Raw genomic sequence first — 12,139 nt, forward strand, 5'->3', positions numbered from 1 at the left:
CGTCGTCCCGGCGAAGGCCGGACCCATACGCCGCGGCGGACATCGTAGGCGGGACTCGTCATTGCAACAGCGCTTAACAATTTGCTTCGGTGGTTATGGGTCCCTGTGTCTTGGAAGTGTGTCAGGATGAGGGTGGGCGGGAAGCCGTTGGGTCCTTGGCGCTTGACGCCGTGAGCCGGCTCGGTCTCCCGCCCGTTCCATCTATCAACCTGAACAGTTGCACGAGGCTGCACCAACAGACCTCGCATCACAGGGACAGGCACCGTGATCATAGCTCTTCGTTACGTCGGAATCGACATCTCCAAGAAACACCTCGATATCTTTGATGAGGCTGACGGCGTGCCGAGGCGCATTGCCAACGCGACACAGGCCATCACACAGCAGGTGGCGCGTTGGCAATGCGATGCGCTGGTGGTCTTCGAGGCGACGGGTATCTATGACCTCGCGCTTCGCGAGGCGCTGCGTCAGGCCGGGATCCAGTTCGCACGGATCAACCCGGCCCGTGCCCGCGACTTTGCACGGGCCAGCGGCCTACTCGCCAAGACCGATCCGATCGATGCGCGGATGCTGGCGGCCTTTGCGCGGGCCATGCAGCCCGCCCCCGAGCAGGTCGCCGATCCTGCACGGGGCGCCTTGACGAGGCTTGCAAAACGGCGGGATCAGCTGGTCCTCATGCGCGCCCAGGAGAAGAACCGGCGCAGCGAGGCCGACGATCGCGCCATGGCCGAACGCATCGGCCGCCTCATCGAGGTCCTCGACAGCGAGATCGCCGAGATCGAGGCCGACATCAGCGCATTGATTAAAGCCGAAGCGCAGATCGCGGACGATGCGAAGTTAATGCGTTCGCTGCCCGGCGTGGGTCCCGTGGCCTGCATGCAGCTCATCGCGCAGATGCCGGAACTCGGGCGGGTCGGACCGAAACAACTCGCAGCGCTCGCTGGCCTTGCTCCCTTCAACGTCGACAGCGGCACCTTCCGCGGCAAGCGCAAGATTGCGGGCGGCCGAAAGCGCGTTCGTGACGCCCTCTATATGGCGGCCCTCAACGCAGTTCGCAGAGCTGATCCGTTCAAGGCCTTCTATGCACGACTGCGACAGGCCGGAAAACCAGCCAAGCTCGCCCTCATCGCCGTCGCCAGGAAGCTGCTCACGGTCCTCAATGCCATGATGCGAGACCGAAAGCCGTACCTGCAGACCAAACCAACATAACAGTTGCCGGCCTGCGCCGGGACGACACTGAGTGTGTTGCGCTGTCGGTGCTCAAAGCTTCGCATTCTCGCGAGATGATTTGCCCGAGCTTTGCTCTTCGTGCCGCCCTGAGTTGCCCGACGGGCCGACATCGGCGCCACCGGATAACCCGCGGGTTATGAGAGGCCCGGGTGGTCTTGTTGTACGATTGAGCCGAAGAAACCCCAGCTAGCGCGGCCACGGCCGCACCGCCGAAGTTTCCGGTTGACTCATCCATAGCTGGCTGGTTATACGTTAAATCATAACCAACGGGTTATTGATCGCAAATGCCAGACGCTCACGACATCCTGTTTCGAACCCTTGCAGACCCGACCCGCCGGGCCATCTTCGAGCGCCTGTGCCGCGAGGGCGAGCAGACCGTCGGCGCCCTGACGGCCCGCGCCAGGATTTCGCAGCCGGCGGTGTCGAAGCATCTCGGTGTGCTGAAGCAGGCCGGGCTGGTGCGCGACCGCCATGAAGGCAGGCAGACCCATTACAGCGCGCAACTCGGCGCGCTGGCGCCGCTGATCGACTGGACCAGCCAGATGGCGGGCTTCTGGCAGAACCGGTTCGACCACCTCGAAGATCTCCTCAAAAGGATGGACCAATGAACAAGACCACCGCTGAAACGCGTTCCGCGATCGTCGAGCGTGAGTTTCCTCATCCGCCGGAAAAGCTCTGGCGCGCGCTGACCCAACCGCATCTGATGGAGGAGTGGCTGATGAAAAACGATTTCAAGCCCGAGGTCGGGCACAGCTTCAACCTGCGCGGCGAGTGGGGCGGCGTGCTGGACTGCAAGGTGCTCACCGTGGAGCCGTACAAGACGCTGTCCTACACATGGAATTTCGCGCATGCGGATGCCGCCTACAATCTCGAGAGCGTCGTGGTCTTCACGCTGACGCCGACGGCCACCGGCACCCATTTGCGCGTCGAGCAGTCCGGCTTCCAGCCGCATCAGAAGCAGGCCTATGGCGGCGCCCATGCCGGATGGAAGCAGTTCCTCGAGAATCTCGATCAGCTGATGGCGCGGCCGGAGTGAGGCGCGCTCGCGAACTCACAACATTCATCCAACAGGAGGTCACATTGAACTGGAACAACTGGATCCGGCAATCGCACCGCTGGCTCTCGATCGCCTTCACGGTCGCCGTCATCATCAACATCGTCGCGATGGTCCTGCAGCAGCAGGCGGTCTGGATCGGCTTGCTGGCGCTGTTCCCGCTGATCTTGATGCTGCTTAGCGGCCTTTATCTGTTCGCGTTGCCTTATCTGTCGCCGCGGCGGATCGCGAAAGGCTCGACCTCGGCGTCCTGAGTGTGGTTGCATGGAGGTCGGAACGCGAGGCGAGAATAATGACGGCATCGGAACGTATCGACCGGATGATCGAGGATCTCACCGACTGGCGCGGCAAGACGCTCGCCAGCCTGCGCAAGAGCATCCTCGCCGCCGATCCTGAGATCATCGAGGAGTGGAAGTGGATGGGCAGCCCGGTGTGGTCGCGCGACGGGATCATCGCGGTCGGCAACGCCCACAAGGGCAAGGTCAAGCTGACCTTCATGTATGGCGCGCAGCTGCCGGACCCCGACAAACTGTTCAACACCGGCTTCGAGGGCAATGCGCGGCGCGCGATCGATCTGTTCGAGGGCGACAAGGTCAACGCCCCTGCGCTGAAGACGCTCATTCGTGCCGCGATCGAGCTCAACCACGCCAAATCCAGGAAATCCGCGAAGAAGCCTGCGAAGAAGGCCGCCGGTACCCGCGCGACCGCGAAGAAGAAGGCGTGAGCTGCCCCGCCATGGTGCTCGCGATCCGTCCGAGATGATCAAGACCAGGCTCGCCACATCGCCGGACGCGGACTCCATCTCCGCGCTGCTGACGGCCAACGGCGGCGACCGCGGCGGCATGCTGCTCGGGCAATGGCCGCGCGAGGCGATCGAGACGCGCATTGCAAACGGGCAGCCGATCGTCGTCGCGACCGATGATGAGGGCAGGTTGCTCGGCGCGCTCCTGACGTCGGAGAAGGGATATGACGAGGCGCCGCCGGTGCAGGCCATGCTGAAGGCCTGGCCAGGGCAGGCAGATGCGTATGTCTATGGTCCGGTGTGCGTCTCGCGGGACGCGCGCGGCCTTGGCGTTCTGGAGGCGTTATACGCCAAGCTTCAGGCGACGTTCCCCGGCCGCGAGGCAATCCTCTTCATCAGGGAAGACAACCCGCGCTCGCTCAAGGCGCATCTGCGACTCGGCATGCGCGAGGTTGCGCGATACGACTTCGGCGGCAAGGTCTTGATTGTCCTGAGCGACAGGCCCGACGCGTGAATGCGGCCGTCGCCCTCGCGCGCAGCCAGGCTAGGCCGAGATGTCGACCGCCTGACCGGCCTTGCCGGCGTTCTTCTGGAACGCCTGCTCGATCAGCTCCTTGATCTTCTGCTCGACCGCGGCGCGCTGATCCGGCGTCATGTTCTTGAGGTCTTCTTCCGACATGCCCATGCTTTTGAGGATGTTCGCACGCATCCGGTCCATCGGGCTCATCTGCGCATATTTGAGAAACTTCTGCTCGGCGGTGTCGCCGAGCGAGCTGCCGCCGGTGGCGTGGGCGGTCAGCGGCTTCTTCAATGTGCCAGTCGTCATGCTGGCGGTGACCGATCCAAGGGCCGAGATCGACGTCATCTGCGCGCGCAGTCCCCATTGCAATGCTGCAATCGCGGAGCAAATGGCGTGCCATCCGTTGCAGCTGTGATTTCAAAGGGATCGCGGCGCCGCCATGCGCGCGCCCGACGCGCCGCGGGCAGCTTCTGCCGGGTGAAGTTTGCCGGGCGTGGTGTGCACGATCACCGGGCCCGCCACCGCGGTTGCGGCCTTCAGGCTATGGTGTGCACGATCACGGGACCGGCGACTGCCGTGGCCTGGCCGACCAGCAATGGACCGAGATTGTCGTCGATCCAGGCCAGTGCACGGCGGTTGGCCTCTTCGGCGCCGGCATGGTTGTTGAAGACGCTGATCGCGGTGACCGTATCGTCGCCGGCATAGACCACGTAATAGGCCATGAAGCCTTCGACGTCGCTGATGATCGGGATTGCGCCTTCCTTGATCCGGCGCGCGAGTTCCTCGGCGCTACCAGTCTTCGCCTTGGCGTGACGGATGGCGGCATACATGCGTTCCTCCTTCCGGCTGCATCGATCGGGCTGCGCTTCGCGCATGCGCGATCGTACGCCGGACCGGGTGGCGACGCCATCGGGATTGCGGACGGATTAGCTGAAGCGCCTGCTCACGACCGTCGTGCGCCGGTCGGGCAGCTTCGGCAGCCTCGCCACACCCGCGCGCGTTGTCGTGGTCCTTGGGCCGGGGGCGGGCTCCGGCTCCTGCTGCTGCAGAAACAGCGTGGCTTCGAACAGCACGCCGGGGGCCTGCTTGGCCGTGCCCGAGCACACCGCCCGGTTGCCGTTGAACGAGCCGGTCAGCTGCGCCTCGACCTCGTCGCATCCGAACACGGTGGTGAACGGACCGTCGGCATAGCGGTGCGTCGTCAGGGTCGCCGTGAAGCGGTCCTGATCGAGCTGATAGGTGCCGCCATAGGTGAACATGGCGTCGCCGCCCGAGATCCTGCCATTTGCGAGCTGGACTATTCCGGTGCCTTCGCCCCGCGGCGTCCGGAACCACGCCGCATATTTTCCGTCTCTTTGCATGACCGTCATACAAACAGAAAACCCTGCGTTGTCGTCTCCCTACGTTGCAAGCGCCGGGACTTCCACTGTGCGCTGCTGCGAGGGTTAACGAACCGACAAGGCGATGGCGCGACTTTCGTGAAGCGGTATCGGACTGCGCGCGGCGACCGCGCCGGCGCACGCCACCAAGCCACAGCCCTCGCCAGGGGCAATGGCGCGTTAAAGTTGTTTCGATTTTGCAGGCGTTTCTTGAATTCCGGTCTCGGACTGTACCAATGGCGTGGCAATTTTGTCCGTGATCGTCTTGTCCTTATTGGCGTGGCCGTAGGTCTCGAAAACGTGTCGGGCGGACTTCCAGCCGCCATGCTCGGCCACCGTGACGGGGTCGTAGCCGGCGTGCAGCATAGCGGTTGCAAAGCCGTGGCGGCCGGCGTGAGGCATCAGAACCTTGAGGCCGGCCCGTTTGCAGGCGTTGCGCCAGATCTTGTCTATGCCGTTCCTGCTGCGGTATCGGAACGGTTTCCGGTCCCGCGGTAGGTTGGCGATCGCCAGGAACAACGGTTGGGGCAGATGGGCCGTCCGCTCGTCGCCGCCGCGCTTGCCCATCTTGAGCAGCACCGTTCGCTTGCGGAGGTCAATGTCCTTCCACGTCACTGCCAGCGCCTCGGAGATCCTGGCGCCCGTCAGGAACATGAGCATGGCCAGCGCCCCGAGATGCGGCTTATTGGCTGCCGCGAATGTCTCGACCCACTGCCAGGTCACGGGGTCCTTTTCCTTCTTCTCGACCTTGAATCGCTTGACCTTGATGAAGGGGCAATGCTCGAGTTCGGCGGAATGGTTGATGATCGCCTGCGTCGGGACAATGAACTGCCTATTCCGCGTCGCGGCGGCTGCCTTGGGGTAGACGGTTTGGGCAGCCTGCCGAATGGCGCCGGGCGTGATGTCCTTCACCAGCGTCTCTTTCCAGTGATCCTCGACGCGCTCCAGGAATCGTGTGGGCTTGCCTGCGCTGCGATACAGGAAGGCAGCGTCAGCGAAGGTCAGGACTGCTTCGGGGCCATGGAGATCACGTTTCCAAGCTCGGGCTTCTTCGCGGTTGGCGATTTGCTGTGCGATTTCTTTGCTCGCAGTGCCAGCAGACCGGCGTATCCGTTCGCCGGCAATCGTCCCGCTGTACCAGTAGACTTCGCCCCTCTTGTAGACCTTGAGCGGCATCGGAATGACTCCATGATGGCTAAAACATCGTCTTCGGTGAGGGCCATACGATTGCCCATAATCAAACAGGTGCCAAGGCTGCGAGCGCGCTCACGAACGCGGCGCTCTGCAATGCCCAGCCGCTCGGCGACTTCTTCCGGCTTGTAAAGTGCTGGTAGTGTCATAACGAACAGTCTACTCCGAACTGATAATCCGAAAAAGAGCCGCTTTAGTCAAAGCCCGGTGTTACGCCGAGAGTGCGCAAAAATATTTTCACTTTTCCCCCGGCGATGGTGATCCCACATGAGCGCCAAAACCGGTTTCCTTCTCCAGTTCATTCAGAAGGATTTCGCCGATCCAGAAGAGGTCGCCGTGGGTGTTGTCGATGATGGCTTGGCGAAGGACGCTCAGCTCGGTGCCGCGCTTGGTGATTGGCCGCGTCTTAAGCAGCCGAACATTGTTGCCTGCGCGGAGCAGGATCTTGGCCCAAAGGCTATTGTGGACCCATTCGTAGCCCTCACGGTCCTGCGCCTCGGCCGCGACCGCGCATTCCTCGATCAGCGCATTTCGCTCCGCTTCGGTCATGGCTTCGCAACTCCGGACACAACAGCTGGGATAGTCGCCAAGCACAGAGTTGCGATGCCTGCGGCCCATGCGCCCCCGTTGGGCATCGTAGCTGCTTCGTCTCTGATTTGCTGAAGGGCGGACATCGCTTGGCAAAGAGGGCAACGCTCATCGTCGCCACTATAGGCGTGACCGATTTCTATGTGATCGTCTCGGCACATATGAGGATAGCTAGCCACAGACACCTCCAGCGGAATATTTTTTAATTACGTCGGCGACGATCCGATCAAAATTGAAGTTCACCCATTCCATGTACTGAGCCGCGAAACGCTTCCATTCTTCAATATGTTCGTTAGGCATCGTCCGCCTCGACCTCATCAAAATCAACGGTGCCCGGCACATGCCAAACGCTGGCGGATGTCTGAGCCCAAATCGGACTGAGCCGGCCGGGCGCGGAGCCACGCGCGCAAACAATGACCCATCCTAGGGGCGCGTGATTGTAGTAATAGACCCTCACTTGCCGCCCTCCGTACCCGATGAAGAGACAAGAGCGCTGTACTCCCACCCGTCAAAGCCGCCGCCGATGTTCCACCAAGCGTAGAGCGCGCGGCGAAACGGGGGCTTCCAAAACAACCAAGCCGGTGTTCGTTCCCAGTCCCCGCAGGGACAACGATACATCTCGCTAATCATTCGGCGGCCTCTTGTTCGGGGAAAAAGCAGTCGCAGCCGCCAACATCAAACATATCGATCTGTGCTCCGGCCTCGATGCGTCTGCGAAACTCTCGCAGAGAAACCGGTAGGGTTGGCCTGTCGTCATCAAACTGGTCGCGGAGGATTGTTTGGGGGCGGCGCTCGGGGCGGGAGTCGTTGAACGCCTCTTCCTCGCGTTCCCAGTCTGCATAGATGGCAGGCAGCGTCCGCAGAAGGTGCGCCCAATGGCCCTTGCCGGCCTTGACGCAGGCACCACCACAGTTGTTATGAGCAAAGCCAAGGTCGTACAGGCGCGGGCGCTGGAGGCCTTCCCGCTTGAGCCAAGCCATGACATCCCACTTCGCCATCAGCGGGGAGAGGGTCAACAACGCCTCAACGTGGGGCCATCCAAGCCGAGCGTAACGGTTCTTGACGCCGCGCCCCTCGCCATCATCAAAACGGTGCTTTTCGGTCCAATCAATGCCGAATACTAACGCGGTCGTAGCCGGGTCGCGATTCTCCTTGAGCCAGCGTTCCGAAAGCTTGCGCTTTAGGATCTTGGAGCAGGGGTCAATTCGGCTGTTGCCGATGATCTTCTCATCCCGGAAAATCTGCCAAGGTGTGCGGCCATCGGCCAGCCGGACAAGTGGAGCGTCGATATTAGCGGCGGCCTCGTCCAAGAACCGATAAAGGTCTGCGTCCTCAATCAAAGTGTCGGTGAACAGGAGCGTTGTTTTATCTCGGCCGTATTTCTCGACGGCGAGCTTCCCAGCAGCCCAAGAAGCGGCACCACCAGAGAAGAACACAACGCAGTTGATTGGCTGCGTCATTCGCCGCCCTCCGTTGATCCAGAGACAACAGTGCGCATGCGTTCCGCTTCAATCCTGCGGGATCGCTCGACCTCTTGCTGGTAAGTTCTGCCAACTCCGATGCGACCGTGACGCAACCAGATTTGAAGGTCATCATACTCGGCTTCGGTCATACCCAAATGTGCGGCTCTTTCGCTGCGGTCAATCATCGTCGTACTCGTATTCGGGATAGTAGGTGTGGTCCTGGCTGCAAATATCCTGATAGATGGCATCGTCGCTATGCAGGATCGTGTAGAGCCAGTCAGGCGCGGGGAAGTAGTTCTCAGCCTTGGCCGTCTTGTGATCGATGTCAGTCGTGTTCAACTCGACCTTCACGAACTCGATCTCGGCCGGTTCTGCGGGATGTCCCTCGTATGACAACGAGCCATAGTGGGCTGGGCTGCCGGCGCTGAAGGTATATTCAGCGAAGATCAGCACTATCTTGTCGCCGATCTGGAACGATGTTTCGTAGAAGTGTGTCGTCGGCATCAGAAGTCTCCTCCCATCGGGCAACCGCCGCGACCGGCCTTGCATGTCTCGCCATCGGTATATTGTTGCTTACAGGACGGGCATTCGTTGGTGCTGGACCACCACTTCTGCCCAGCCTCGATTGCCGCGCGGATCTGGGTGCATTCGAGCCACGCCGCACTGAGCGCATCGGAGATCGTGTCGCCCGTGTACCGACGATGCAGCCATCTGGTCCATTCGCCGTTGCATTCAACCGCGCAATTTGGCTGCCCGTTGAAATCCGGATTGTCGCATAAGATGGTGACGCAATCGCCTTCCTCGCTGCGAAGGAAGTCGATCATTTCAATGATGCGGGCTGCCTCGGTCCGCTCGGAGGAGCGAGCAAGGATCGCGTCGTACAGCGCATAGAGCTTGGTGTTGCTACCGTCGTTGCCGAGGAAGTATTCCGGCAAGCCGACTTCGCGCCAAAGAGTTTCGATGGGATGCCTCACCGGGATAATCTCCTAGAATGGAATGTCGTCGTCGCTGACGGCTGGCTTCCGAAACCATCCGCGCTTGCTTAACTCCCAATGGATCGTTGCGAGGGGATGGCGAACGGCCCACCAGAAATCGCTCCACCGTTGCCGGCGATCCTCGCGCTCCATGATCTCCGCATATTCGGACTGGAAGCGCAGTTCGCGATCCATCTCAGCAGCGGTCGCATACCAGGACTCGCCGCAACGCCAGCACATGCAACGGCCTGTGAGGATGTCCGTATCATAATCATCGTGGTCGCACGGCACGTCTTCGCCGTCGCACCCGATATAATCTTCGTCATCATCATGCATGGCTACGACGCTCCCTCCGAAACAGCGCGGTTGGCGGCCTCTCTTGCGCGCATGGTGAGGGCAGCATTGCAAACGGCTAAAGCCGCCGTCTTTCCGCTCTCGATCGCAGCATGCCAAGCGTTATCGGAATGGCCGCGCGGATACCATCTGATGGTGCACGCCGGGTGGCTGCGGTCATTTAACGTGTCGAAGGAGAGAGTTAGGTCAATGACCGCGACGCCACCAGGCAGCAGATTTATGGCGGCGTCAAAGGAGTCAGTATACGCCGGAAGTGTATACCCTCCGTTGAATGGGCACCTTCCATCGCTTGTCCATCGCTCGAAAATAACCGCATCCCCGCGGATATCCCAAGAGTATCCTTCTTGCCCGTTCAAGCCGCGCGGGCTCGCCACAAGTTTAGCGATGTCGCTTGCCGGCCACAGGATGAGATAGATCTCCAAATCCAATTCGCGATCGGGTGCGGTTGCTGATTTGCACCGCGCCGCTAGATCAAGCAGGTTGCTCATAACCTATCCTCACGGTTGCGTTGGATGTGCGAGAGGGTCACGCAGCCGTCCTCCGCTCGATGACGCTAACGCGCTCGACCATCGCGAACAGCTTTTCAAACAAGAGGTTTTGCAGGTCGCGGCTCTGGTCGGCGAGCCCCTCCGTCTTGTGCAGCCACTCCTCGTAGAGGGTGCTGGCCGTGAAGCGGTGGCCCATGTCCAAGGTTCGCTTAGCGATCAGGATGCGATTGCTGCGGACGGCCCCGAAAATGCCCTCGCCGAGCCCATCGACAACGATGAAGTCCTGCCATTGGATATCGACGCCGAGCCGCTTGACCAGCGTCATGGCCTGCTCGATCACCTCCTCCTCAAAGGGATCTAGATCGACCGGCTCGTAGGTCCACCTCACGTCCGCGTGCTTTTCCCAAAGCTTGATCGCGTGTCGATTGGCATGAGCATTGCCGCGTAGCCGAAAAGCTGCGGCCATGAATGCCGCAGACGGTTTGTGATAGGCGCCCGTGTAGTCAAAGCCGTTTTCAAAGGTGCCCTCCGGCGCCATGATGGCCATTTCGACCATATCCTCGTCGGCGCATTCGGCGATTGCTCGTTCGGCATAGACCTCAAGCATGTGGGGGTGCTTAATGGTCCGATCTTCCGTCAACTCCAGGTGCTCCTTCACATTATAGGTGAACAGAGCCGGTCGGCCGTGTTTGTGGGCTCGCACCCCTCGATAGAAGGCATGCAGATTGCTGCCGGTATGGATCTCGCAATCTTCGGCATCGAAAGCCGGAGAGGAAGCAAGGAAAATCTCATGCCGGTTGCGGTGGCACTGTTCGATGGCCTCGCCAGTCACGGCGAAAACGGTGCCGTATTCGGCTTCCGGGGCGAAGTCATTGATGCTGCCCTGCTCATCCATGCAGTTGCAGGTCAGTTCTCGGTAAGCCTGCCAAGGCTCCCAGTTACGGCCTAGCTTAGTGGTGAAGCCGAGCTTTTCGTCACCCATCTTGACGCGCTCGAAAGTCTCGCCGCGGATGACCTCGTGGTTCACGGTGAACGGAATGGTCTCGCCGTTCCGGATCAGCGTGACTTCATGTCCGGTGCGGAGCAGGGTCGCGATAGAGAACTTGAGCCCAGTGCCGAAGTAGCCAATCGGGCTGGCCCCGGTTTTCACAGAGACGCCCATAAGGGCAATCGCGTTCAGGTCAATCGGTTCAGCATTGCAAAAATATACAGTCATGATTACCTCCTTGAATGTTCATGGCGCGTCACCTCTGGACGGTGCTCATAGCAAGTCGAGCGATAGCCCGTTGGAGTCGGCGTTCCGCATGAGACAAAGCCGAGACATCCAGGCTCGTCGCAAATGGCTGGCATATCGTCGTAGATCCAGCCCTGCTTTTTGAGGGTTCTGGCAATGAAATCAGAGACGGTCGCATAGGGGCCGCAGCAGTACCAATCCATGTAGTCGCCTTCGCCCCGGAGGCGGGCGATCAGCGCGCCGGCCGCTCGGAATGAATATCCGGCGTCCTCTTTACGCTCCGGATGGTACCAATCTACGTTGGCGAGAGCGCTCCAGAGCTGCTTTGCGATCTCGTCATCCTTGATTTGATCCCCGAGTCCGTCACGTAGGGCTTGCTCAAACCGCTCACTCATGCGTCAGCCCTCCTGTCCGGACAACACAGTTGAAGAGAGCTCAAGAGCCCCTTTTGCGATGAGCTGCAGGTTCACCGCGTCTTGGTTCTTCGGATCGGTGATCGGGAAACGGGCTATCGTCTGCAGGATCTTGTAGTAGGCGTCTGCCTCGCTGCGGCGCTTGAGGGATAGCGGTTCACCTTCCGGGTGTTGGGATGCCTCCGGCTGGAAGTGCTCCGGGTAAAGGTGCTTGATGGCCGCCCAGCTTGGCTTAGCGATGCGCCCGCGAAGCATGTTTATGTGAACGGCGACCGGGTCTTTCAAAAGAGGTTCGATATCTCCGGGCGTCTTGTCGCGGGAATTCAGGCCGAATTCATACCCCTCCGCCCAAGCCGCCTGAAGCGCCTCATGGTCTTGCGCCCCTTGGGCAGAGGCTGGGATGGCAGATGGAGCGGGAGTCGAACCCGCGCTTACGGTTTTGGAGACCGTCGTGCTACCGTAACACTTCCCACCTTCAGATGTACGTGAACTCCATGCAGCCAAGGTAGCTC

General features: G+C 60.7%; 20 protein-coding genes and 1 tRNA gene. 6 read left to right on the forward strand and 15 right to left on the reverse strand.

Translation table 11 applies throughout. The features are described from left to right. Positions 1-264: 264 nt before the first annotated feature. From JEY66_RS17095 to JEY66_RS17120, 6 genes are all read left to right on the forward strand, one after another. A complete protein-coding gene (locus tag JEY66_RS17095; RefSeq protein ID WP_259171291.1) occupies positions 265-1,206 on the forward strand; it encodes a transposase in 942 nt (313 codons plus the stop codon). A gap of 305 nt (positions 1,207-1,511) precedes the next feature. Then, complete coding sequence (locus tag JEY66_RS17100) at positions 1,512-1,835, forward strand: ArsR/SmtB family transcription factor (RefSeq protein WP_016846748.1); 324 nt, start codon at positions 1,512-1,514, stop codon at positions 1,833-1,835. Further along, positions 1,832-2,263 (forward strand): SRPBCC family protein, encoded by a 432-nt coding sequence (locus JEY66_RS17105; RefSeq protein WP_016846747.1) that lies wholly within the window; start codon positions 1,832-1,834, stop codon positions 2,261-2,263. Before JEY66_RS17100 ends, JEY66_RS17105 begins: the two co-directional genes overlap by 4 nt. A gap of 44 nt (positions 2,264-2,307) precedes the next feature. Then, entirely contained in the window at positions 2,308-2,535 is a 228-nt protein-coding gene (locus JEY66_RS17110) for a hypothetical protein (RefSeq protein ID WP_016846746.1), read from the forward strand. 38 nt (positions 2,536-2,573) lie between these two features. Beyond that, positions 2,574-3,005: a DUF1801 domain-containing protein gene (locus JEY66_RS17115; RefSeq protein ID WP_018272565.1), complete on the forward strand. Its 432-nt coding sequence runs from the start codon at positions 2,574-2,576 to the stop codon at positions 3,003-3,005. A gap of 34 nt (positions 3,006-3,039) precedes the next feature. Further along, complete coding sequence (locus JEY66_RS17120; protein ID WP_016846744.1) at positions 3,040-3,537, forward strand: GNAT family N-acetyltransferase; 498 nt, start codon at positions 3,040-3,042, stop codon at positions 3,535-3,537. 30 nt (positions 3,538-3,567) lie between these two features. Here the strand turns inward: JEY66_RS17120 and JEY66_RS17125 are convergent, their stop codons facing one another. The 15 genes from JEY66_RS17125 to JEY66_RS17195 all read right to left on the reverse strand — a co-directional run bounded on the left by JEY66_RS17125 (position 3,568) and on the right by JEY66_RS17195 (position 12,102). Next, the gene (locus tag JEY66_RS17125) at positions 3,568-3,888 is read right to left on the reverse strand and encodes a hypothetical protein (RefSeq protein ID WP_018272564.1); all 321 of its coding nucleotides are present in this window, start codon (positions 3,886-3,888) and stop codon (positions 3,568-3,570) included. Positions 3,889-4,079: 191 nt separating this feature from the next. Next, positions 4,080-4,373: a hypothetical protein gene (locus tag JEY66_RS17130; protein ID WP_026193017.1), complete on the reverse strand. Its 294-nt coding sequence runs from the start codon at positions 4,371-4,373 to the stop codon at positions 4,080-4,082. Between the two features lie 96 nt (positions 4,374-4,469). After that, the gene (locus tag JEY66_RS17135) at positions 4,470-4,904 is read right to left on the reverse strand and encodes a hypothetical protein (RefSeq protein WP_038376391.1); all 435 of its coding nucleotides are present in this window, start codon (positions 4,902-4,904) and stop codon (positions 4,470-4,472) included. A gap of 198 nt (positions 4,905-5,102) precedes the next feature. Further along, on the reverse strand, positions 5,103-6,098 hold the full coding sequence (locus tag JEY66_RS17140) for a tyrosine-type recombinase/integrase (RefSeq protein WP_018272563.1): 996 nt from the start codon (positions 6,096-6,098) through the stop codon (positions 5,103-5,105). 252 nt (positions 6,099-6,350) lie between these two features. Further along, positions 6,351-6,662, reverse strand: coding sequence for a hypothetical protein (locus JEY66_RS17145; RefSeq protein ID WP_018272562.1), 312 nt, complete (start codon positions 6,660-6,662; stop codon positions 6,351-6,353). A gap of 665 nt (positions 6,663-7,327) precedes the next feature. Continuing rightward, positions 7,328-8,161 (reverse strand): phosphoadenosine phosphosulfate reductase domain-containing protein, encoded by an 834-nt coding sequence (locus JEY66_RS17150; protein WP_018272561.1) that lies wholly within the window; start codon positions 8,159-8,161, stop codon positions 7,328-7,330. Beyond that, positions 8,158-8,349 (reverse strand): hypothetical protein, encoded by a 192-nt coding sequence (locus JEY66_RS17155; protein WP_141382027.1) that lies wholly within the window; start codon positions 8,347-8,349, stop codon positions 8,158-8,160. The genes JEY66_RS17150 and JEY66_RS17155 overlap by 4 nt, the downstream gene beginning before the upstream one ends. Continuing rightward, positions 8,342-8,668, reverse strand: coding sequence for a hypothetical protein (locus tag JEY66_RS17160; protein ID WP_018272560.1), 327 nt, complete (start codon positions 8,666-8,668; stop codon positions 8,342-8,344). The genes JEY66_RS17155 and JEY66_RS17160 overlap by 8 nt, the downstream gene beginning before the upstream one ends. Next, a complete protein-coding gene (locus tag JEY66_RS17165) occupies positions 8,668-9,138 on the reverse strand; it encodes a hypothetical protein (protein ID WP_018272559.1) in 471 nt (156 codons plus the stop codon). Before JEY66_RS17165 ends, JEY66_RS17160 begins: the two co-directional genes overlap by 1 nt. 12 nt (positions 9,139-9,150) lie before the next feature. After that, positions 9,151-9,474 carry a hypothetical protein gene (locus JEY66_RS17170; protein ID WP_018272558.1) on the reverse strand — a complete coding sequence of 108 codons (324 nt, stop codon included), beginning with the start codon at positions 9,472-9,474 and terminating at the stop codon, positions 9,151-9,153. A gap of 2 nt (positions 9,475-9,476) precedes the next feature. Then, positions 9,477-9,980 (reverse strand): hypothetical protein, encoded by a 504-nt coding sequence (locus JEY66_RS17175; RefSeq protein WP_141382026.1) that lies wholly within the window; start codon positions 9,978-9,980, stop codon positions 9,477-9,479. 37 nt (positions 9,981-10,017) lie between these two features. Beyond that, a complete protein-coding gene (locus tag JEY66_RS17180) occupies positions 10,018-11,196 on the reverse strand; it encodes a hypothetical protein (protein WP_041482677.1) in 1,179 nt (392 codons plus the stop codon). A gap of 2 nt (positions 11,197-11,198) precedes the next feature. Next, positions 11,199-11,609, reverse strand: a complete 411-nt coding sequence (locus JEY66_RS17185) for a hypothetical protein (RefSeq protein WP_018272555.1) — start codon at positions 11,607-11,609, stop codon at positions 11,199-11,201. A 3-nt stretch (positions 11,610-11,612) separates the two neighbouring features. After that, positions 11,613-11,912, reverse strand: a complete 300-nt coding sequence (locus JEY66_RS17190; protein WP_026193015.1) for a hypothetical protein — start codon at positions 11,910-11,912, stop codon at positions 11,613-11,615. Positions 11,913-12,028: 116 nt separating this feature from the next. After that, positions 12,029-12,102 (reverse strand) — tRNA-Trp (locus tag JEY66_RS17195). Positions 12,103-12,139: the final 37 nt, after the last annotated feature.

Source organism: Bradyrhizobium elkanii USDA 76, from assembly GCF_023278185.1.
Taxonomy (GTDB): Bacteria; Pseudomonadota; Alphaproteobacteria; order Rhizobiales; family Xanthobacteraceae; genus Bradyrhizobium; species Bradyrhizobium elkanii.